20 protein-coding genes and 3 pseudogenes are annotated in these 20,239 nt (G+C 33.3%); 7 read left to right on the top strand and 16 right to left on the bottom strand.

Annotated elements, in window-relative coordinates:
* The first annotated feature begins 548 nt into the window (after positions 1 to 548).
* The 4 genes and pseudogenes from ACIQLB_RS18355 (at position 549) to ACIQLB_RS18340 (ending at position 3,340) form a co-directional block, all read left to right on the top strand.
* Complete coding sequence (locus ACIQLB_RS18355; protein ID WP_400728904.1) at positions 549 to 1,184, top strand: GDSL-type esterase/lipase family protein; 636 nt, start codon at positions 549 to 551, stop codon at positions 1,182 to 1,184.
* Between the two features lie 401 nt (positions 1,185 to 1,585).
* A pseudogene (locus ACIQLB_RS18350) lies at positions 1,586 to 2,107 on the top strand (LysE family translocator); the annotation flags it as partial.
* A 424-nt stretch (positions 2,108 to 2,531) separates the two neighbouring features.
* The gene (locus ACIQLB_RS18345) at positions 2,532 to 2,678 is read left to right on the top strand and encodes a YjcZ family sporulation protein (protein WP_400728901.1); all 147 of its coding nucleotides are present in this window, start codon (positions 2,532 to 2,534) and stop codon (positions 2,676 to 2,678) included.
* Positions 2,679 to 2,818: 140 nt separating this feature from the next.
* Complete coding sequence (locus ACIQLB_RS18340; RefSeq protein ID WP_400728898.1) at positions 2,819 to 3,340, top strand: GNAT family N-acetyltransferase; 522 nt, start codon at positions 2,819 to 2,821, stop codon at positions 3,338 to 3,340.
* A gap of 238 nt (positions 3,341 to 3,578) precedes the next feature.
* On the opposite strand, the pseudogene ACIQLB_RS18335 reads toward ACIQLB_RS18340, so the two are convergent.
* The 4 genes and pseudogenes from ACIQLB_RS18335 to ACIQLB_RS18320 form a co-directional block, all read right to left on the bottom strand.
* Positions 3,579 to 3,869: pseudogene (locus ACIQLB_RS18335) on the bottom strand (phosphoenolpyruvate hydrolase family protein); the annotation flags it as partial.
* 174 nt (positions 3,870 to 4,043) lie between these two features.
* A pseudogene (locus ACIQLB_RS18330) lies at positions 4,044 to 5,221 on the bottom strand (RNA-guided endonuclease InsQ/TnpB family protein).
* A 934-nt stretch (positions 5,222 to 6,155) separates the two neighbouring features.
* Complete coding sequence (locus ACIQLB_RS18325; RefSeq protein WP_400728895.1) at positions 6,156 to 6,725, bottom strand: histidine phosphatase family protein; 570 nt, start codon at positions 6,723 to 6,725, stop codon at positions 6,156 to 6,158.
* 98 nt (positions 6,726 to 6,823) lie between these two features.
* On the bottom strand, positions 6,824 to 7,309 hold the full coding sequence (locus ACIQLB_RS18320; RefSeq protein WP_400728892.1) for an Lrp/AsnC family transcriptional regulator: 486 nt from the start codon (positions 7,307 to 7,309) through the stop codon (positions 6,824 to 6,826).
* A gap of 233 nt (positions 7,310 to 7,542) precedes the next feature.
* On the opposite strand from ACIQLB_RS18320, the gene ACIQLB_RS18315 reads away from it, so the two are divergent.
* Both ACIQLB_RS18315 and ACIQLB_RS18310 read left to right on the top strand, forming a co-directional pair.
* Positions 7,543 to 8,421: a DMT family transporter gene (locus ACIQLB_RS18315; RefSeq protein ID WP_400729196.1), complete on the top strand. Its 879-nt coding sequence runs from the start codon at positions 7,543 to 7,545 to the stop codon at positions 8,419 to 8,421.
* Positions 8,422 to 9,088: 667 nt separating this feature from the next.
* Positions 9,089 to 9,547, top strand: coding sequence for a putative iron-sulfur cluster-binding metallochaperone (locus ACIQLB_RS18310; protein ID WP_400728889.1), 459 nt, complete (start codon positions 9,089 to 9,091; stop codon positions 9,545 to 9,547).
* A gap of 117 nt (positions 9,548 to 9,664) precedes the next feature.
* Here ACIQLB_RS18310 and ACIQLB_RS18305 read toward each other — a convergent pair whose 3' ends face one another.
* From ACIQLB_RS18305 to ACIQLB_RS18285, 5 genes are all read right to left on the bottom strand, one after another.
* A complete protein-coding gene (locus tag ACIQLB_RS18305; RefSeq protein WP_400728887.1) occupies positions 9,665 to 10,474 on the bottom strand; it encodes a hypothetical protein in 810 nt (269 codons plus the stop codon).
* A 179-nt stretch (positions 10,475 to 10,653) separates the two neighbouring features.
* Positions 10,654 to 10,947 (bottom strand): DJ-1/PfpI family protein, encoded by a 294-nt coding sequence (locus tag ACIQLB_RS18300; protein ID WP_400728884.1) that lies wholly within the window; start codon positions 10,945 to 10,947, stop codon positions 10,654 to 10,656.
* Positions 10,941 to 11,174, bottom strand: coding sequence for a helix-turn-helix transcriptional regulator (locus ACIQLB_RS18295; protein ID WP_400728881.1), 234 nt, complete (start codon positions 11,172 to 11,174; stop codon positions 10,941 to 10,943). Before ACIQLB_RS18295 ends, ACIQLB_RS18300 begins: the two co-directional genes overlap by 7 nt.
* A 47-nt stretch (positions 11,175 to 11,221) precedes the next feature.
* The gene (locus ACIQLB_RS18290) at positions 11,222 to 11,848 is read right to left on the bottom strand and encodes a DUF3267 domain-containing protein (protein ID WP_400728879.1); all 627 of its coding nucleotides are present in this window, start codon (positions 11,846 to 11,848) and stop codon (positions 11,222 to 11,224) included.
* Between the two features lie 34 nt (positions 11,849 to 11,882).
* Positions 11,883 to 13,292 (bottom strand): aminotransferase-like domain-containing protein, encoded by a 1,410-nt coding sequence (locus tag ACIQLB_RS18285; protein WP_400728877.1) that lies wholly within the window; start codon positions 13,290 to 13,292, stop codon positions 11,883 to 11,885.
* 331 nt (positions 13,293 to 13,623) lie between these two features.
* Here ACIQLB_RS18285 and ACIQLB_RS18280 point away from each other — a divergent pair, with 331 nt between their 5' ends.
* Positions 13,624 to 14,535, top strand: a complete 912-nt coding sequence (locus tag ACIQLB_RS18280) for a DMT family transporter (protein WP_400728874.1) — start codon at positions 13,624 to 13,626, stop codon at positions 14,533 to 14,535.
* A 301-nt stretch (positions 14,536 to 14,836) separates the two neighbouring features.
* Here the strand turns inward: ACIQLB_RS18280 and ACIQLB_RS18275 are convergent, their stop codons facing one another.
* The 7 genes from ACIQLB_RS18275 to ACIQLB_RS18245 form a co-directional block, all read right to left on the bottom strand.
* Complete coding sequence (locus tag ACIQLB_RS18275) at positions 14,837 to 15,580, bottom strand: amidohydrolase family protein (protein WP_400728872.1); 744 nt, start codon at positions 15,578 to 15,580, stop codon at positions 14,837 to 14,839.
* Between the two features lie 152 nt (positions 15,581 to 15,732).
* The gene (locus ACIQLB_RS18270; protein ID WP_400728869.1) at positions 15,733 to 15,918 is read right to left on the bottom strand and encodes a hypothetical protein; all 186 of its coding nucleotides are present in this window, start codon (positions 15,916 to 15,918) and stop codon (positions 15,733 to 15,735) included.
* A gap of 86 nt (positions 15,919 to 16,004) precedes the next feature.
* Positions 16,005 to 16,697 (bottom strand): ABC transporter permease, encoded by a 693-nt coding sequence (locus ACIQLB_RS18265; protein ID WP_400728866.1) that lies wholly within the window; start codon positions 16,695 to 16,697, stop codon positions 16,005 to 16,007.
* Positions 16,698 to 16,722: 25 nt separating this feature from the next.
* On the bottom strand, positions 16,723 to 17,028 hold the full coding sequence (locus tag ACIQLB_RS18260) for a hypothetical protein (RefSeq protein WP_400728863.1): 306 nt from the start codon (positions 17,026 to 17,028) through the stop codon (positions 16,723 to 16,725).
* Between the two features lie 492 nt (positions 17,029 to 17,520).
* Entirely contained in the window at positions 17,521 to 18,423 is a 903-nt protein-coding gene (locus tag ACIQLB_RS18255; RefSeq protein ID WP_400728860.1) for a DMT family transporter, read from the bottom strand.
* Between the two features lie 83 nt (positions 18,424 to 18,506).
* Positions 18,507 to 18,827, bottom strand: a complete 321-nt coding sequence (locus tag ACIQLB_RS18250) for an ArsR/SmtB family transcription factor (protein ID WP_400728858.1) — start codon at positions 18,825 to 18,827, stop codon at positions 18,507 to 18,509.
* Between the two features lie 428 nt (positions 18,828 to 19,255).
* Positions 19,256 to 20,023, bottom strand: a complete 768-nt coding sequence (locus ACIQLB_RS18245; protein ID WP_400728856.1) for a GNAT family N-acetyltransferase — start codon at positions 20,021 to 20,023, stop codon at positions 19,256 to 19,258.
* Positions 20,024 to 20,239 lie beyond the last annotated feature (216 nt).

Genomic DNA, 20,239 nt, shown 5'->3' with positions numbered 1-20,239 from the left:
ACACTGTTTTTATTTACTACTGTTTGGGATTATTTTAAAAACGGTAATTTGCCTTTGCTTGAAAATTTTCTCTTTTCCTTTTGGGTAGCAAGTTTTTTATTCATGGCATTACTACTGAGAAGTAAAAAAGATGAAACGGAAAAAAGCTAAAAACCAGAAGCTGATTTGAATATTCTAATCAGTTTTTTTACTCCACATTTCCCTCTAATTGTTCAGTAGTTATTCTGTATAAAGCTCACTGTACCAACCACCAAGACCTATATAGTTCCAACAATTAGTACTGACAATCCTTAACACTGCGGAGAACCTTATCATAAGTAAGTGAGATTTTTTATGATGTCTAAAAAAGCTGGACTATACAAGATAATTGATTACGCTGTGGATATTTCAGCTTAAATAAATTAAGAAGTAATTATTCTTTTATTATCGATTCTTCGTGTCGACAATTGCTAGTTTGTCTAGGCATCGTTTTCCCATTCTTTTAATGCTTCTCCATTCATCTTTTACTTGAATATTATAAGAATATAAATAATGAGTTGAGGTGAAATATGGATTTCAATCATTTACGTTATCTTGCGATAGGCGATTCCCTTACTGTGGGTATCGGTGTTCCGTTTTTGGATCCTGGATTTGTTGAATATTACAGATGTCTAAGCCAGCAAGCTTTAAAAAAGCGTATTTTTTATCAAAAACATGCACGGTCAGGAGCAACGACAGCGGATGTTTTAACTATACTCAATGCCCCGATTGTTACGGAAGCTGTAAAGTGTGCAAATATCATCACGATAACAGCTGGAGGGGATGATTTAATAAACGCTGCTAAAGAATTTCTAATCAATAAAAACGAAGAAAGTATATCTCGTGCTATTAAACAATCAGGAAATAACATCTCAAAAATATTAGAAAGAATTCACCATCTAGACAAACAAGATAAATATATTTTACGGTTACAGAATTTATACAATCCATTTAGTGATATTCCTATAGCAGATGAGGGGATTAGAGCGTTTAATTCATTGATTAAAAGTTTTGGTCGGGAATTGAATGTTAAAGTAGCTGATATCTATAGTGTATTTAAGGGAAATGAAAAAGCTTTACTATCATCAGGAGGAGTTCATCCTAATAGTAGGGGATACTATCAAATGGCATTAGCTCTTAGTAAGCTCGGATATTCCCCGTTATAGGGCTAAAGGTGTAAGTATAATCTAATCCTTTTCGTTTTAGGCTGTTTCCTCAAAGATTGTTTTGATATTTCGTGAATCAAAAATATTTCTTCAATATCCTGTTATTCCTTTTCTATCGCGCATATTACAATAAGATGAAAAAACTGATTATTTATGGAATAATATACTATGATTGAATTGACTTAGAAACAAGAAACCGCTAGAGAGTGTAATCCTTCTCTAGCAGTTTTATATTATTCTGAAAGTTTGATCTTCAACTAACCTGCCCGTTAGTGTAAAAGCGATTGCTCTAATTGAACAATCCCTGTTAGTTTAAGTGAATTTTCTCACAAATTGATATTATACAGTTGAATAGAAAGACAAATTAGAATTTGGAGGTTCAATATGAAAAGTGAAGATAAAAAAGAGCTGGTATTTATTCTGTGTTTGGTATTATTACTGGTTCCTTAGTTCATACGTTATTAGTTTCTTTTGGCTTATCGCTCATTCTTACAAAATCTATTGTATTATTTAATACCATTAAAATTATTGGTGTTATTTATCTCGTTTATCTAGGGATTAAAATGATACTGGATAAGTCAAACATAGGTTTCGAAGCGTCATCTAATATATTAAACTTAAGAAAAATTTATATACAGGGACTTTTAACAAGTCTAACGAATCCAAAAGTTTCTTTATTTTTTATTGCGTTTCTCCCACAGTTTATAGATGTTAAAGCATCCGGTCCTATTCCTTTTTTAATTTTAGGACTTACTTTTACAGCGACTGGACTACTATGGTGTTTATTTGTTGCTTATTTCTCTTCGTACGTTACTAAAAAACTAAGAGGAAACCAAAAGGTAGGGATGATCCTGAATAAGTTAACTGGAATGATATTTATTGGTATGGGGATTAAGTTGCTTCAAACAAAAGCCCCTCATTAAATTTGTATAACATTGCCCCCTATTAAAAATGTTATATTGAATTTAAAGTAGTTCACTATTATTGAACAGTCCTTTCAAATTGAAGGGACTGTTTTCTTATTGATCCATTCCTTTTACTGCACTTTTTCTCATTTTGTTCTCTAGTTTAATGTAGCATGTGACGACGCTACATTTTTTTATTTTTAAAGCTATTTCACAGGCAATTCACTATACAAACATAGCTATCACATCATAGTAAGGTAAAGCTAATTTAGCCTTACACCTCCGAAACTTTTTTCTAAGGGACACTCCTATCCCAAGTGACCCTTTTTTATTGTCGTATCTCACAAAAATATCTTTCTTAATGCCTACAGCTGAATGGTTTAACACCCTACCCCTTCTCTACTGCTTACATATAATACATTGTAGAAAGGAGGGATATTTTATGGGATACTGCGGAAACGTTGGTGGTATAAATAATGGAGGCTACTATGGTGGCGGATATGGTGGCGGTTCATCATTTGCCTTAATTGTTGTTCTATTTATACTTCTAATTATTATCGGAGCTACTTTCCTGAATAGAGAGTATTAACATTTCCGATTTAAGGGTCGCCACCAGCCTGGTGACCCTTTTATAGTTACTTTCCTCATATCGTTCAGTAATTGCCTGTATTATACATATAATTTTTGGTATATTATGATATACAAAAAGTTTTGAAAGGGGTACATATTTTGGATACAAACAATTTATCCATCAGGAATATGACTGATAATGATTATGATTTAATGGCCAAATGGTTAAGTACGAAAGAAGTTTTAGAATTTTATGGGGATATTAATTCACCATTTACAAAAGAACAAGTAAGGAAAAAATATGAACCACGAGTTCATGGTGAAATCCCAGTTTTTCCTTTCATAGTTGAGTTAGACGGTTCCCCAATAGGATTTATGCAATACTATAAACTTCAAGAAGAAGAACAAAAAGAATTAGGATATTTAAATAATCAAGTGATTTTTGGAATTGACCAATTTATCGGTATCCCTAAACTGTATAATAAAGGCTATGGAACGATTATGGTTAGTAAATTTATTGAACTCATTATGAACATTACTGACGCTGAAATAATAATATTAGACCCTGAAATTTCTAATGAAAGAGCTATTAGATGTTACGAAAAATGCGGGTTTTCAAAAGTTAAAAAAATTAATAATGAAAGTGCTTTGTTAATGGAATTGAAAAATACTAAAATCTAACTCTATATTATTATTTGATGTACAATTTCCCCCAAATATTCAACATTTCTAGCCGTTTCAAGATCTATAACAATCAATGCTATGCTTACCTTAATTAAAAAAGCGCAGAAATCAATTTTAGAAACGTTGATTTCTTGCGCTTTTATGATGTGAAATTGTTTAATTTTGCTTTGAAAATATACTTATGTCCCAGTCTCTTTCAGACTTTCGAGAAAGGAAATTGTCTTCGATATGAAAGTTAATTACTATTGTTTATACCCTTAAAAGCTTCGGTCTGCTCCTTAATTCCTTTTTCTGCGGCAAATCTCTCAATACTAAATGCACCAAAGAATCCAACAATTCCATCTACTCTTTCGATAATATAAGCAGCATCTTCCGGTTCTGCAATTGGACCTCCATGGCAAATTGCTAAAATATCAGGATTTACAGACTTACCAGCATGAATAATTTTTTGGATTCGATCTACACAGTCATCTAAAGTTAATGCTGTTTGTGCACCAATCGTTCCTTTTGTTGTTAATCCGATACGAAAAACATACACATTTCTTAAAAAATGTAGACATCTCTACTGTGACACAACTTATATCTTCCGACTTTCGTATTTGTGTCTTCCTTATTCTCCGAGTCTGATTTCGCATAAAGCTACTGCCATTTTGTATGACTCTCCAAAGGCTTAAATTCCGCAGTATCGTTGCGTACACATCTAAGGTTTAGTGTCAGTTAAATCCCTTAGATTGAGTAATTTGCTAAGTATAATGCTTGCATTCGAATCTCTATCCAACTTTAACCACAAGGGCAGATATATAATCTGTTTTTCAGTTTCAAATCGGTTTTGATTTGTCCACAACTAGAACAAGTTTTTGATGATGGAAACCATCTGTCAGCTTCAACAAATTCAATTCCGTATTTTTGACATTTGTATTGAATTTGCCGTTTGAACTCATGTAGCTTTTGCCCGGCTACCGCCTTTGCCAGATGTTTATTTTTCATCATACCTTTTACATTTAAATGTTCCATTACAATACGAGATGGCTTGGTTTTCACGATCTCATTAGAACATTGATGTAAATGATTTGTTCGGATGTCGTTAAGTCGCTTATATAAATTACGGATTGCTGTGTTTTGTTTTTGAATATTTTTCATATTCTTTAAAGGTGTTTTATAGATTGGCTTTCGGTTTTTAGTGTACTCTTTCGTGTTGGCTACCAGCTTACGAGCTAGTTGTCGTTGTTCTCGTTTTAACTTTCGCTCTAATCGTTTGACTTCTTCGGTTTTGTTGATGTTCTTTTTGAACTCACCATCAGAACAAACTGCCAATTTATTGATTCCTACATCAATCCCTAAACTTTCGCCTGTCAAATCAAATTGGTCAAATTCTTGCTCATATCCAATTGATAAGAACCAATTTCTCCCGTCAAAAGAGATACGTGGATTCGAATATTTATGACCTTTTTTAAGCTTAGGAAGCGCAATGCAAGTTTTTACACTGCCAATCTTTTCACCTCTAAAACCTTCATTTGTTCGTTTTAAACTTTCGTAATTTACATAAAAACTAACTTTACTTCTTCGTCTGCTTTTGAACCTAGGCTTTTCAGTCATGCCTTCGAACCAACGCTTTCTAGCCATATCGGCATCTTTTACCGCCTGTTTCATCACATTGCTTCCGACTTCTTTTAGCCATTTATTCGTTGTTGGTTTCAGTTCGTTATTGATTTTCTTCCGAACTTCGCCCTCTTTGACGGTACGCTTCTCGTCGTTATAAATACGTTCACTTTCAGCCAAGAAATAGTTGTAAGCCCATCTCGCAGTCCCCGCAGACTTCCAAAACAAAACCTCTTGTTCTTTAGTTGGTTTTAATCTTATCTTTGTCGCCAATATCATTGTTTTTCACCTCGTCAATCAATCGTTTAGCTTTCTTAGACCGTTGACTGGATAATCTATTTGCAAAGACCGTGACAATGAGTTACAACATTTACACCAACACGTTTAGCAAATTTTCCAATGGACATTAATTCCATGCGTACCACCTCTCTTTCACTATGATAAAATCACATTACCCTATTTAGAGAGGTTGTTAACATTTTTATATTTGTATATATTTTTCTTGTTCACACGAAGGAGCAACCCTTCATGCAGTCTTTCTCTCACGAGTAGACCTCTTATGCTTTCACATAAGCACAGACTATATCTTCATCTTATCTTCTAATAAGAGCCACATTTTTCTTCCGCCATTCACTTGCGGTTTTACTCTCCCTCAAGGAGATAGTCGTTGAACGTCTTCCTTGTCTCATTAGAGATTTAGGAGTTCGCTGCTAAACATCCATTGCCAAAGCACGTAGCGCCACCGTTTTCCGTTGTCACGATGATCCTTTACGGACACTGAGTAATTTTTTTAGCTTATGCCATCCTTGTTGTCTGCGTATTTAGCTGTCATTCCAGAACCCGCAGCGACACCTAAAATATAACTATTTTTATTAATTTGTTTTTTAATCTAATTGTTTATTTCATACTTCTTATTTAGCTCTTCCTCCATGTAATTTTCACCTCTACTAGAGTTATGAATCATTTTGTTCTTTTAGTGTAATGTACATTATCTCTTATCCAAAAGCTATAAATGTTACTAGTCTTTACAGATTACCTAACTTTAAACTTGTTCGTTTTATTCATAAGACAACATTTATAAAAAAACACCGACCCTTTATTCGAAACCATTGAAAAAAGTCGATTTACACCAAAATTTTCAGTGCAAATCGACTTTTTATATTAATAAGTTACTATATTTTTTAGCAATTCATAAGTTTTTCAATACTCTTCCTTAAATCTCCCATAATCTTTTTACATCGACCAATTCTTGCCCATCGAATTCCATTCTGTATATGTCTGGCTTTGTTGTATGTAATAAAAAGTTTAAATCATATTTACTATCATAAAACCCCATCATTAAAGTCATAATAGCCCCATGTGTGCCAATTACTACTTTCTGTCCTTGATAGGCGTTTAATAATTCTTGTAAAACTTTTATAGCACGTTTCTGGCAGTCAGCATTAGACTCTCCTCCCTCTAAAGCATAGATTGGGTCAGAAAATGACTTTTCTAATAAAGGGAATAATTCCTTGTCAGAGATTCGCTTTTCTTCAGCACTAAAAATTTGCTCTTTAAGGTCTTCAAATACAATTACTTCTTTTTTTATTTGTTCAGCTACTTTCTGAACAGTTAGGATTGAACGACTATACGGGCTTGAAATAACAGTATCAATGCCCTCTTTTTGTAGAATATCAGTTATTCGTTGAACGTCAAATCTACCTTTTTCAGTTAATTCTCTCGTTCTCTCATTTCCGTCTTTTGGTGAATCACCGTGTCGTACCATATATATGAATGTTTTCATAACGTGCCTCCTATAATTTTCATACTTTCAGTGCTTGAGGTTTTGACCTAAAGCATTTATGTGACGAAGCTAAAAATCCATATTGCTCGAAAGAACTTCTACTGTTCATCCTCTGATATCGGTAAGACTGTAGAATATTTAACTTCTCGTAAAGATAAGTTAGTTTGAATGCGGGATATGCCCAGCCTATTTAATTTTCTTATAAAATTATCTAATTCTTTTCGATCTCTTATAATAACCTTTAAAAGATAATCATACTCTCCAGTTAAACAATGACATTCTAATATTTCAGGCATTGTTTTCAAGGTATTTTCCAAAGCTTCTAATTCCTTTGATTGATGAATATTTGTACTCATGAAAACGTAGCACAATAAATCGAATCCTAGTTTCTCATGATTTAAAATGGCAACTTGTTTGTCAATAAATCCTTCACTTTCTAAACGTTTTATCCTTGTATGGGTTGCCGGTGGCGACAAATTCACCCGTCTTGCTATCTCCGCATTACTTATTTGAACTTCTCTCTGCAAAATATCTAGTATTTGAGTATCAACACTATCTAATAATTTTCTTTCAACATCTCTCATGCAATTTTCTCTCCTTTTTTTATTCGAAAATTTAGCCAAATCCGACAACTATTATTAATTTTATTCTGTAAAATTCTATTTTTCTTACTATTATTTTGATTTTCATTCATCTTACAAAATATTATACTGCCAATAAAGCAAAAATGTTATGATTCTTTTATTAAATATAACTTGATTGTACATACGACAATCAAAGGAGAGATCGTGAATTGCCGAATGTCTATGTTTTATTAATGCTTTTAACTAGTTTACTTTGGGGAGGCAATTTTGTAGTTGCCAAATCCCTTGTTGATCATGCCTCTCCGTTAACATTGACAAGCTTAAGATGGCTCATTGCCGTCGTTGCACTTCTTCCAATGGTTTGGTGGAAAGAAAAAAGATTGCTTCCCTCTCGAGATGCCCTTCTCCCTTTATTTTTAATGGGCGTTACAGGTGTGGTATTGTTCAATATCTTTCAATTTTTAGCATTGGAAAGAACAACATCGACGAATGTTGGCCTTATTTCAACATTAAATACAATTTCTATTGCGTTTTTTTCATTTGTTTTTCTAAAAGAGAAGATTAATATTTTTCAAGCTCTTTCAATGCTTCTTTCGTTATTTGGTGTTTTTCTCGTACTTTCAAAAGGGAATATCAACTTATTATTGTCTTTTCATTTTAATGTGGGTGATTTATGGATGATTGCAGCTGTATGTGTATGGGGAGTTTATTCCGTTTGTAGTAAATGGGCAATGAAAACTACCTCTCCACTAATGTCTAATTTGTATTCAGGAATATTTGGTCTTCTTGTACTATTACCGTTTAACCTTAAGGATTTTTCAATTTCCAATGTTAATCACTCTTTTATTCTATCGCTTTTATATACGGGGTTAATCTCCACTGTCGTTTGTATGGTACTTTGGAGCATTGGTATTCAAAAACTAGGAGCTACAACATCCGGTGTTTTCCTTAATTTCAATCCGATTTTCACGGCACTTTTAGCGTTTTTATTTTTAGGAGAGAGTATCTCTTGGAAACAAGGAATTGGCGGATTAATTGTTATTATTGGATGTTATTTATTTTCACATTTTAAAAATAAAGCAACTTTTTTAAATACCTCCCTTACAAGTTAAGAAATTAGTATTTTTATCTAAATGTAGCTAAATTAAAAAAATGTCAACACAATTAGTTGACACTTTAGCGAAATTAAAGTGAATTATATTTTTTCACTTCTAAAGGAATAGATAGTAAATATAAATCTATAGCATATGTAGTAATCATAACCCCTTTACCTTTTTCAGTAAATTTTGCTTAAAAAAAACGTTCCGAAACCTTTCTTTTCCCCCATTTTTTAGGGAACCATTCAAATCCTAAAAACATAATATGTATCACCTTTAAGTATTTTCTTTTATATGACTAAGACAATAATTTGAACTGCATCCCAGTTGTTAGACCTACTAACGATTGGGATGAGTTCATTTTATAAACGCCTAGTTTATTTGTTTATAAAAGTTCTCTTTCCTCTTTTGGAATTAATTTCATTGTAAAATAAAGTTTGATAATTTACAAAATAGATTTCCAATTTTCACTTGAGGTCTTTCTTTTTTTTGCGTGTTCACTTTCTTGTTGATATTATGACTCTACTAATAAAGTAAATAAGTGTCCTTTTCCCCTTTACCTTCGTACATGGGTTATACTTTATGTATGAAGTACTATGAGTCCTAACCAAAATTTAAAGCACGAATGTCCTACTATTGATACTTCTTCGACTGAAAATAAAATGTACGAGGTGAAATGAAGATGGAAAATTGTTGTAGCAACCTAAAAAAAAATACTAATGAAAACACTATTGTTTGTCCCTCTTGCAAAGATAAAGCTAAAAATGTACAACTAATAACAATTAAATCAATGATAAAACCATCTGTATTAGGATCAATAAATGCTTTGGAAAATCACTATTTTTGTTCTACTAAAGATTGTAATGTCGTTTATTTTGATACGCTTAATAAAGAGTACACTCTATCTAATATAAAGGTAGTTGTGCATCAAAAGGATGACTCATTCAGTACACCGGTATGTTATTGTTTTGATTGGACTAAAGGAAAAATTAAACAATATGTTGAAAATGAACTCACTCCTAATCCCTTAGAACATATTCGTGCAAATATTAAAGAAAATCGCTGTGGCTGCGAGGTAAACAATCCCCAAGGTAGTTGTTGCTTAGGTAATGTTACGAAATATATTAAAGGTCTAGCCTAAAAAGAAGTAATAACGGTCCTAAAAGCCTGTGAAAAAGGGGTTTTAGGACCGTTTTATTAATCATGGTATATGGTTACCGCTATATTTTTTAAAATTAATCCTCCCTTTCGCATCCATTTAATCAATTAATTGATTAAACTTCTCTTTAGGGAAATCAACTCCTAATTCCTCCATTTGTGTTTTTGCTTTCTCAATTAATTTTGTAGCCTCTTTTTTAGTTTCATCATCTAAATTTGTGATTCTTTCGCCTTTTCCAATATGGGGTGGAAGAGATACTCCAAGTTCTTTCAGTTGTGTATTCGCTTCCTCTTGAGTTAAGGAATCATCTTTAAGTTGTTTCATTATTTCTTGTACCTTTGTTTTTGTTTCATCATCTAATTTTGCGAAATTATTGCCTTTTTCAATATGAGCTGGAAGAGATACTCCAAGTTCTTTCAGTTGTATATTTGCTTCCTCTTGAGTTAAGGAATCATCTTTAAGTTGTTTCATTATTTCTTGTACTTTTGTTTTTGTTTCATCATCTAAATTCGCGAATTTATCGCCTTTTCCAATATGGGTTGGAAGAGACACACCAAGTTCTTTCATTTTTGCATTTCCTTCCATTTGAGTTAAGGAACCATCTTTAAGTTGTTCCATAATTTTTTGTACTTTTGTTTTTGTTTCATCATCTAAATTCGCGAATTTATCGACTTTTCCATTATGTTTTGAAGATAATGACACCCCTAAGTTTGCTAGTTCATTCCTTAGGTTGTTTAAAATTTCATCAACTTTTTGTTGTGTTTCAGCATCTAGATTTGTGTGTTTTTCTTCATTTACTGTCTCATTCTGATTTGTAGCAGCAAAAGTTGGAATAGTTGTACCGCCAAATATCCCTAATGATAAAGCTCCTGTCATAGCATAAGTCGAAATCTTAGTTCTTATTTTCATTTTTATTCACTCCTTGAATTAGTGTAACGAGGTATTTACCCCTAAGCTTAGATTAAACTAAGCTGTATCTACACTTTATCGGAGAATTGTGTCAGCTGTATGTCAAAGGGACAGAAATTTCAGATAAATGTATTATGAGTCAATTTCACAAAAGTCCTTCATCGCAAAAAAATGATATATTACTTTTCATAAAAGCCATTTTTATGGAAATCATACCATTTTTGAATCTTCTCTTCTGAATGTACTTTAAGAGAAATCATAATTTCTTTTGCAAACTCCAATGTAGCAGTTCCATTTGCTGTTATGAAATCATCAGAGTTGACACATTGCTTCTCTATATAAAATTCACTTCCACTATAATTTGGACAACTATTTGCAATAAACTCAAGAGAGTTGCCTGTATGCTCTACTTTATTTAAATACCCGTTATATGCTAAAAACGTAGTTGCATCACAGATAGCTGAAATTAACACAAATCAATAGAGAAAAACTTTTTATCAAGTTTATAGCTGGCTAAAATTCCTAATCCACCACCTTGACCTGGATAACTCACTATAGGAATTCCCGCTAAATTCAGTGATTCAATATCGCGATAAATAGTTTGTTTCGACACTTCAAGCTTTTCGGCCAATTCTTGTGCTGTGATTTTCTGATGATTAACTAATAAATTTAAAATACTAAACATTCGGGTTGATTTCATTTCTTCTTCCTCTTTCAATGTTTCTATTACTGTTTTATTCGTTATCTTTACCCTTTTTGTTCAGCCTGAGCGTTTTTCCAATAAGTGTTTGGTCCATTACTTGTTAAAGTTGCATTTTTCGGTACTTGTTTCATTATTAAAAGAAGATTTAGTAAATCCACTGACGATCCCATCGCGTTTAGAATGATCAAGAACTTTAATGTCGTTGTTAAGAGTCCAAATGCACTGAAAATTAGTGGGAAAATTATTGAAAGTATCATAAAAGGTGCAATCGTAATGAATATATATCTTGATTTTGGAATCTCTTCTTCCGAAATTACAAAACCCCCGAACAGAGTAAGCCCTACAGAAATTTTTTCTGACTTCATAAAATTAGGAATGAACACTAAATGAAGTAATTCATGAATTATTAATAATAAGACGATCCCCAAAATAACGCTTAAGTTAATGGTTATTGATATTCCACCAGATGTAAATCCAAAATCTCTCAAAGAAATACTAGAAAAAATATTTATTACCCCAATAGAGATCATTGAAGCGACAATCATTAAAGGGATAGATAACAATATAGCACTTATTAAATTCTTAGGTTCTTTCATCGGAATCCAACCATTTTTAATGAAGTCTACATGTAAATTTGGGTTACTTTTTGGCAATTTGTTTAGTATTTTCATTTAACCACTCCATTTAATTCAAAAATTTTATGATCTATTGATTTTTAATAATTTCACTTAATTGGAAAATTCCTTCTTTCATTTCATCGAGTGAAGCATACCCATAGGAGATTCGTATAAACTGTCCTGACTTTTCAGCATAAATACTCCCGGGATTTAGAAGAATATTGTTGGATAATGCTTTTTCAAATAGCCTTTTTACTTTAAATTCAGGCTTTATTTTCACCCATATGAACAATCCGCCTTTCGGGATGTCCCATGTAGCGTAATCACTCAAATATTTGTCCATTGCATCTAAAGCAACTTTTCTACGAATGCTAAGTTGTTCTCTTACTTTATCAAGGTGATCATCATAGAAATTACTAGATAGCCACTCTGCAGCAACGAGTTGTGAAAGAGAACTTGATCCATAATCGGATTGCATTTTTAAATCTGCTAATCGATTAATAACTGACTCCGAGCCAACTATCCAACCAATTCGTAATCCTGGACTAAGGGTTTTCGATAAACTTCCAACATACAATACATTGCCGTAATGATCCATGGCTTTTAGTGGTTTAGGTGGTGGGCTGTCAATCCATAAATCACGGTACACATCATCTTCTATAACTGGCAGTTGCTCTCTTTCACAATAGGCAATTAATTTTTCACGTCTCTCTTCTTGCATTAAGGCGCCTGTTGGATTGTGGAAGGTTGGAATCGTATATAAAACATTCTTCCCTTTTTCCTTTATCGGATAAATTGAATCGATGATAATCCCCTCATTATCCATCGCTAATCCTTGCAACTCCATCCCCGCAGACTCAAAAACAGTCAACGAGTAAAGATAGGACGGCATTTCTAGCAATATCGTTGAACCTCTTTTTAGGAGTCCAATTGAAATTAGATGTAAAGCTTGGAGCGCACCAGAAACGACAAGAATGGACGACGGAGATGCTTCGATTCCTCTTACTTTTAAATAGTCACTAATGGCTTGACGTAATATTATATTTCCTTTCGGCTCTTCATAGCCAAAAGTAGTTAATTGATTCGATACTTTTTGAACAATGACTTTCATCTCATCTAAAGGGAACATCTCAGGTGATAACTCCCCTTTACTCAATTGAATAAGATTCGTATTCGATTCCGCTTCGTTAATCTCCTGCACCATAGAAACACTGGGTTTATGAATGCCTACAGTGACATTTTCATTCCAGTTAGTCGAAGATTTTGCACCCATCAAAGTCCAAGTATTATTGGTGACGACTGTTTCCTTCCCTGCTTTACCTTCAATTAGGCCTTCCGCCATTAGTTCCTCTAATGCTGTTATGACAGTACTACGATTAACCTCAAACTGTTTTGCCAGTTTACGTTGACTTGGTATGGGACTACCGATAGCCCACTCTCCTTTAGCAATTTTTTCTTTTATAAAATCAATAATCAATTGATATTTTGGTTTTTTCATAAGTACGCTCTCATTTCGTTCAATTATGCCTTGGCATAATTGTGTCCGGAATCGGCTTTGTGCTAGCACAAAGAACTCCTTTCCGATTCCGACATCCGCCGGAGGCTTTAGGCCAACACGACGTTGGTCACTCAGGCATTTTCACAGGATGTGAAGGTCTTAGCCTGAGTTCCTCTTCTTTCAGCGGATGTTTGGATACCCGCTGAAAGAAGTTAAACTGGTTGGTTTTTTTCATTATAACCTGTTGGAGAAATTTTACCAAAATCCTATTAATATTAAAAACATAAATTTAATTGGATGGATTAGAAAGTAAAACGAACGAGGTGTATTCATGTTAAAAACATTAGATTTTAAGATTATTTCTGCTCATTTCATAACAATCATTTTATGGGCATCAGCTTTTCCAGGAATACGAGTGGCATTGACGGCCTATTCACCTGAACATATATCACTTTTACGATTATTAGTCGGCTCATTCGTATTAATAATCGTAGCAGTTATTATAAAAACTCCTTTACCTGCGTTAAAAGATATCCCCATTATTTTATTACTTGGCTTTTTAGGTTTCACCGTGTATCAAGTAGCACTAAATTATGGAGAGCAAACGATTAGTGCTGGCGTTGCAAGTTTACTTGTTTCCACAACCCCAATATTCACTGCATTGTTAGCTGTATTCTTTTATCGTGAGAAGCTTGGATTATGGGGATGGCTTGGTTCACTTGTTGGTTTTTGTGGTGTAGCATTTATTTCTGTAGGAGGTTCAACTGAAAGTTTTTCTTTTAATACTGGGATTATCCTAGTTTTAGTAGCATCCCTTTCAGAAAGTATTTATTTTGTTTTTCAACATCATTATCTAGAAAAATACGGTGCTATTCCCTTCACAATGTATGCCATTTGGTCAGGTACTATTTTTATGTTACTTTTCTCACCTGGCCTAAGTGAAGCAATTATGGATGCCCCGATCAATGCAACGCTAGTCACTTTGTATCTCGGAATTTTCCCAACAATCATTCCTTATTTTACGCTAGCCTATGTTACCTCACGAACAGGAGCAGCTGAAGCAACAAGTACGCTTTATTTAACCTCTGTTTTCGCATTTCTTATCGCATGGGTTTGGCTTGGTGAGGTTCCACATTTTTCTGCCATAACAGGTGGCTTAATTACTTTAGTAGGTGTATTTATTTCGAACATAAAGAAAGAAGATATTATGAAAGAAAACAACAATGCTGAGAGTTCAAACTAGCTGTCTCGATTGAATAATTGCTCCATTAATCATTATAGACTGTTGACAACAGGTGTTCTATACCTGTTGTCATTTTTTAAGAAGCATTTTCTAACATTTGTAGATGATGTTTGATCGTTGGACATGTTGCAGTAATAACACCTTTTTGCTCTAATTAACTTTCAAAAGCCTCGAGAATTATAACACTCTCGATTGATCTCACAAAGCATAATAAAAACCCTCCACAATTGATGTGAAAGGCAATTAGCGATTTTAAAAATTTCATTAGAATTGCAGAAAAACAATATATCTAGCAAAAAACTCACTTGAAATAAAAATTCATCGCGTTTTGATAAAGAATTTTCTCCACTGACGTTGCATCAAACAATTCTTGAATTAGTTCAATATCTGCATAAGCAAAAGGTCTTTTTGCTCGTGTGGACGGCAAATCTGTACCAAACATTAATGCATCAGGATTAACAGCATGAATAGATTTCAAAGCTTGTTCTACATCGAGATCCACACGACCAAAACCTGTCGCTTTTACTCGTATACCTTTTTCTACGAGGCGCAACAAATGAGGTAGGCCTTCCTCGGATAACCCTAAATGATCAATTGAAATCGCTGGTAATTTTTCAATCGTTGGGGCAATTTCAGGCAAATCTTTTGCGTCGATATATAATTCACTATGCCAGCCAACTAAATCATAAACACGTCTAGCAAAATAATCGAGCTTCGTTAAATCTTCGGAGCCGCCACGCTTCACATTGAATCGTAGTGCGCGTACACCTTTTTTATGTAAATCCATAATCTTATCATCTGTCACCGCAAATGGTAGTTGGGTAACACCACAATATGCAGATCCCATTTTTTCTAAAGCATTCACTAAATAATCTTGGTCAAAACCTTGAAAAGAACCTGATACAATTGCCCCACCGACAATATGATAAGCCGCTGTTTCTTTTTGGTAATCTTCTACAATATAACTAGGTGGTACATATCCTTGATTTTCGGTAATCGGAAAATCAAAATCAATAATGTGAAAGTGTGCATCAAAAATTCTCATCTTTCCCGCCTCCTTTCTTTTACATTATCAAATACCGAGCATAAAGGAAATTTATGATTTTTTATGTAAATCCATAATTTTTACTTATCACACAGAACATTAAACATTGCAAAAATTCCTCCCAAAAATGTTTTGAGTCTAAATATAATTCCTTATAAGAAATACCTTAATGCGTTGCTTCCAGATGTAATTAACGCTAGAAAGCCTGCAATCATACTCCATATTGCATAGCGATTCTCTTCTTGTTTTCTCTTGCTAATCCAAATTAATATTATGCTGATTAATAATAAAATGACACCCAAAACTGCTCCTGTAATAATGCCTATAATCATTCCCATTTCTTGTTCCTTCTCTCTTTACATAATTATTGCTAAAACTCTTCCGTTTCACTTAGTCTTTCGATTCTGTTTTGCCGTACTCCAAATTACATCACATCTACGTTTTCAATATTACGAATACCTAGATACGCAATTATTACTCCAACTGCTGCAAACCCTAATTGCAGTGGTATGAAGGTCACCAATGATATTTCTGGGTTATAAGCACAAGCAATTGCCACCACAAGTAGAGATGAACCAATAGTGGCCGGAACAGAATAATTACGCATTCCAAAATATAATGGAATTAAGCTTGTTCCTGTTGTGGCAATAGCAAAAGGTACTATATCTATGACTTCACCTATGAACTGGTTTGCAGTTATTGTAAATGGAACGATAGAAAAATAATTATTAATGATTGAAAATAGACCAGCAACAACGATATTTGACAATATCGTAGTCATGAATGTTAATAAAGCGATCAAGGTCAATTTACTAGCAATCAGTTTCTTTCGACTAACAGGATAAGAGAACATAATCAATATTGTTCTGTTTTTATATTCTTCAATAACTAGTTTCGCTATTAATACAGAGGCAAACACAATAAACGTTGCCCTTACGCTTGCGCCAATCAGTACATAAACATCTTGATACGTTGAGATAGGTATATCCCCCTCTCTCTGTGCTATATAAATTACGGAACACACTACTGCAGTTATAATAATGTTTCCGATCATCGCACCTTTTACATACCAACCTAAGTTAAATTTCTTCAATTCCAGCTTTAGTAGATGTAGCATAGAACCACCTCTCCCCTTCAGTTTGTTATTGCATGAAAATATAAACAATACTCATTATGTTGAATATTGATAGCCTATAACTATTCTTGTATTCATCAATTATTAAACGTAATAAAATAATAGCTAAAATAATCGTCAATATTGTTTTAAAAAGAATATTCAATATTGGCATTTGTCCTATATACTCTGAGAACATCAGTCCGCTTACAACTTTTAATCCAAACGGTACAAGATTAACCGGAAGATAGGTTGCCACAATAAAAATGATTATTCCTGTAAAATATTTAGATAAATGATATTTTTTCCATCCTAGTTCCATCAGTTTAAGCATGGATTCTCTCTCCGTTCGTTTAATTAAGAAATACTCCTCTAAAGAGCTATGTTTTTTCAGAGTAGTTGACATTAATTGATATCCTTTCAGCACTCTTGATCCAAAAAAACAATAGAATTTCACCTTTCTCCACATACATGATTTATATCTGAAACAGTCCCTTTCATGTACTTTAATTGTACGAATCGATCATCTCTTTTTTCTTACTCATTCCTTACAAATTTATTAATTGTAAAAATATGATTCATTTTAAAACGAGAGAAATTATCTAAACAAAAAATACCAGGCTCAAATTAATGAGTACCTGGTTTCTTTAGATCAGTTTACCTTATGACATTGAAAAGTTTACATTTATTGAATACCACATCGTTCTAAATATAAAGCATTTGGAGTCGGGTTATTTGTTAATCCAGAAGTATTATGTTTCTTTACCTATTTAAAATGATTATGTATTCTCTATAATGCTTTTACCTGACTGCGTACTGAATTACTTTAGTTTGTTTTATTAGTAGCAATATAAACACCTACCAGCACCATTATCATCCCAACGATTTGTATCAATGTAATTGAGCTGCCATACGCAATAACTGCAAGTAATGTTGCGACAATAGGCGTCAAGTTTAAATACAAGCTCGCTTTACTACCTCCTAAGCTCTCTACACCCTTGTTAAAAATAACATAGCCAATCAATGTCCCACATACAACCATATAAAACATTTCAATCCAACTTTGAACTGACATATTGACTATTTGACCCCAACCGCCTTCAAATACCGTACTAATCGCTAGGAACACAGCACCAGATAACATCATGATAGTATTCGATAACATCACTGGTATACCTTTAATCATGGATTCACCCATTAATGCATAAATAACTCCGCACAAAAGTGCCCCAACAAAAAGCAAATCTCCTAAGTTAAAAGAAAGAGAAAACAAAACAGAAAATGATCCTTTGACAATAACAATAATTACCCCAATCATCGATATAGCTAAACCTACTCCAGCTTTATTGTTCCATTTTTCTTTAGCTAATATGACAGCCCCTAGCATAGTGAATACAGGCATCGCAGCTATTATTAACGCACCGTTAGTCGCAGAAGTATACTTCAATGCCGTAAAAAAGAAAGCATTGTAACCGAAAATTCCGATAAAGCCAATAAATAATAAACCTTTCCATCGATTTCTGATTACTTGCCACTGCCATTCTTTCTGAATTGTTATGATTGTAAAGAGTATTATTCCAGTTATGCCAAAACGTAGTGTAGCTGCAACAAGTGGCGGAACTTCCGTAATAACATGCTTCGCTGTCGCAAATGCACCACCCCAAAACAAAGGAACGAGCAGCATTAATAAATACATGTTTCTTGATTGATTTTTGTTCTTATTCTCCATTATTTAATCCTCCTAATCTTCCGAATAACGTTCATACGTTTAAAAGTTTAAACATATGAACGTTATTTGTAAAAAAGAACAAATCAATAGCTTTGCTCAATAGTTTGAATTAGCTCTTTGATTTGTTTTAGAAACTCATTAGAACTCAATGAATAGTATTTTTCATTCCCATTTCGATTAAAAGTAATCAAACCTGCTTGTCTTAAAATTTTCAAATGATGGGAAACAGCTGGTCTAGAAAGCTCAATTCTTTCTGTTAATTGATTTACATTTAAGCTATCATGTGTCAGTAAAAGCATGATGATTTGTTGACGATTAACATCACCAAGTGCTTGGAAAATGGGGGTTGATAATTTAAATTTTTCTAAAACTTGTTCTTTGTTATTGCAATTAAAATTTTCCATAATTCCCATCCCTATGTTTAAATTTTTAAACATATTTAATTTTAATTAAAAAACATAATTTGTCAAGATACTCTTTATTTTCTCTATGAAACCCTTTTAGAAAACTATTTCCAAAAGGTTACAGCGATACAGCTTTTATAAAGCTCCATTCATCAAAAAAAAGCTAGGCTCACAAAAAATTTGTGAATACCTAGCCGTTTTTATGCGTGTTCATTTGTTAACCATGACATAACTAGGTTACCACATCATTCTCAACAAATTCTGAACAAATCATGAAATTCTCTATTTTTTGATCTTATAATGTATGTTTGTTTTACTAGACAAATGGCATCGAGAGTGCCTTCTGATTCATTTAGCTTTCAAGTCACAATGCATTTTTACTCATTACTTTCAACCTTCTGCCTTTTAGATGGATATTTTATAGCACTTTATTTTTCTATAAAATACGTATCGTACTCTTCTTTCAACACATAACCTAACTTTTCAGCTAACTTAACTGATGGAGAATTTGCCCCATCCCAGTTTGGGTAAATTCGTTGCTCTATACAGTCTAAAATTAGCGATGCAGCTGTTAACGCCGCTAAACCTTTACGCTGGTTTCTTTCGTCAGTTGCAATTTCAATTTCAATGCCAGCATCGTATATACTAAAAGAAGTTGCACCACAAACTGGAACATCTTTATACGTAACACAATAGCCAATGCCACGCGCCAAAAAATCATCATGTGACTTAAACTGACTGAAAAAATCTTCAGAAAGTGTTGAAAATGCAGAGTGATTGATAATTGTAGCATTTATTTTTTGTAGCTTATAATCTTCTGGTAAATCATTAATTAATTGTGTTAATTTCTCTTGATTAAAATGAGTCATGTCTCTTTTAAATCGATAGCGCTTAAATTTATGTGCCTGTTCTTTGTATTCAAGTTCAATACTATTTTTCCATTCATCCGTATTCACAATAACTAATGGATAGTCCGGTAAATTGCGTAGTAATTCCTGGGTACCTGGTACACCTGCATCTCCTGCATAAAAAACAAATATACCTACGATAATTTGAGCTGCCTTCGGATTTTCTAAACTATCAACATAAGCAGTTCCCATATACCCCTGTAAATACGACTGAACTAATGTATCCCCTATGTTTTCAAATATCTTAGTTACGTTTTCTACTACTGGCCCTTTTACCTCATAAATCATACATTAATCTACTCCCTTATACGTTATTGGTACATAATAAAAAACCTTGTGTTCTTGAACTGCGCCCCAATTGTTAGACACATCTAACAATTGGAGGTGCAGTTTTTGTATGGTCAAAAAGTATACTGCCAAAGATAAATTACAAGCTGTTGAGCGTTACTTAAATGGAAAGGAAAGTTCCTATGATATAGCTAAATCTATGGAGACTGATAATAA

Origin of the sequence: Lysinibacillus sp. NPDC092081, assembly GCF_044755845.1 — a bacterium.
GTDB lineage: Bacteria > Bacillota > Bacilli > Bacillales_A > Planococcaceae > Lysinibacillus.
Note: the sequence above shows the minus strand (reverse complement) of the source record. Positions and strands in the feature narration are given on the sequence as shown.

Bases quoted from the DNA above. Each gene is read 5' to 3' on its own strand.
- ACIQLB_RS18355 (WP_400728904.1), top strand. From the start codon at position 549: ATGGATTTCAATCATTTACGTTATCTTGCGATAGGCGATTCCCTTACT.
- ACIQLB_RS18345 (WP_400728901.1), top strand. From the start codon at position 2,532: ATGGGATACTGCGGAAACGTTGGTGGTATAAATAATGGAGGCTACTAT.
- ACIQLB_RS18325 (WP_400728895.1), bottom strand. From the start codon at position 6,725: ATGAAAACATTCATATATATGGTACGACACGGTGATTCACCAAAAGAC.
- ACIQLB_RS18320 (WP_400728892.1), bottom strand. From the start codon at position 7,309: ATGAGAGATGTTGAAAGAAAATTATTAGATAGTGTTGATACTCAAATA.
- ACIQLB_RS18315 (WP_400729196.1), top strand. From the start codon at position 7,543: ATGCTTTTAACTAGTTTACTTTGGGGAGGCAATTTTGTAGTTGCCAAA.
- ACIQLB_RS18310 (WP_400728889.1), top strand. From the start codon at position 9,089: ATGGAAAATTGTTGTAGCAACCTAAAAAAAAATACTAATGAAAACACT.
- ACIQLB_RS18305 (WP_400728887.1), bottom strand. From the start codon at position 10,474: ATGAAAATAAGAACTAAGATTTCGACTTATGCTATGACAGGAGCTTTA.
- ACIQLB_RS18295 (WP_400728881.1), bottom strand. From the start codon at position 11,174: ATGAAATCAACCCGAATGTTTAGTATTTTAAATTTATTAGTTAATCAT.
- ACIQLB_RS18290 (WP_400728879.1), bottom strand. From the start codon at position 11,848: ATGAAAATACTAAACAAATTGCCAAAAAGTAACCCAAATTTACATGTA.
- ACIQLB_RS18285 (WP_400728877.1), bottom strand. From the start codon at position 13,292: ATGAAAAAACCAAAATATCAATTGATTATTGATTTTATAAAAGAAAAA.
- ACIQLB_RS18280 (WP_400728874.1), top strand. From the start codon at position 13,624: ATGTTAAAAACATTAGATTTTAAGATTATTTCTGCTCATTTCATAACA.
- ACIQLB_RS18275 (WP_400728872.1), bottom strand. From the start codon at position 15,580: ATGAGAATTTTTGATGCACACTTTCACATTATTGATTTTGATTTTCCG.
- ACIQLB_RS18270 (WP_400728869.1), bottom strand. From the start codon at position 15,918: ATGGGAATGATTATAGGCATTATTACAGGAGCAGTTTTGGGTGTCATT.
- ACIQLB_RS18265 (WP_400728866.1), bottom strand. From the start codon at position 16,697: ATGCTACATCTACTAAAGCTGGAATTGAAGAAATTTAACTTAGGTTGG.
- ACIQLB_RS18260 (WP_400728863.1), bottom strand. From the start codon at position 17,028: ATGCTTAAACTGATGGAACTAGGATGGAAAAAATATCATTTATCTAAA.
- ACIQLB_RS18255 (WP_400728860.1), bottom strand. From the start codon at position 18,423: ATGGAGAATAAGAACAAAAATCAATCAAGAAACATGTATTTATTAATG.
- ACIQLB_RS18250 (WP_400728858.1), bottom strand. From the start codon at position 18,827: ATGGAAAATTTTAATTGCAATAACAAAGAACAAGTTTTAGAAAAATTT.
- ACIQLB_RS18245 (WP_400728856.1), bottom strand. From the start codon at position 20,023: ATGATTTATGAGGTAAAAGGGCCAGTAGTAGAAAACGTAACTAAGATA.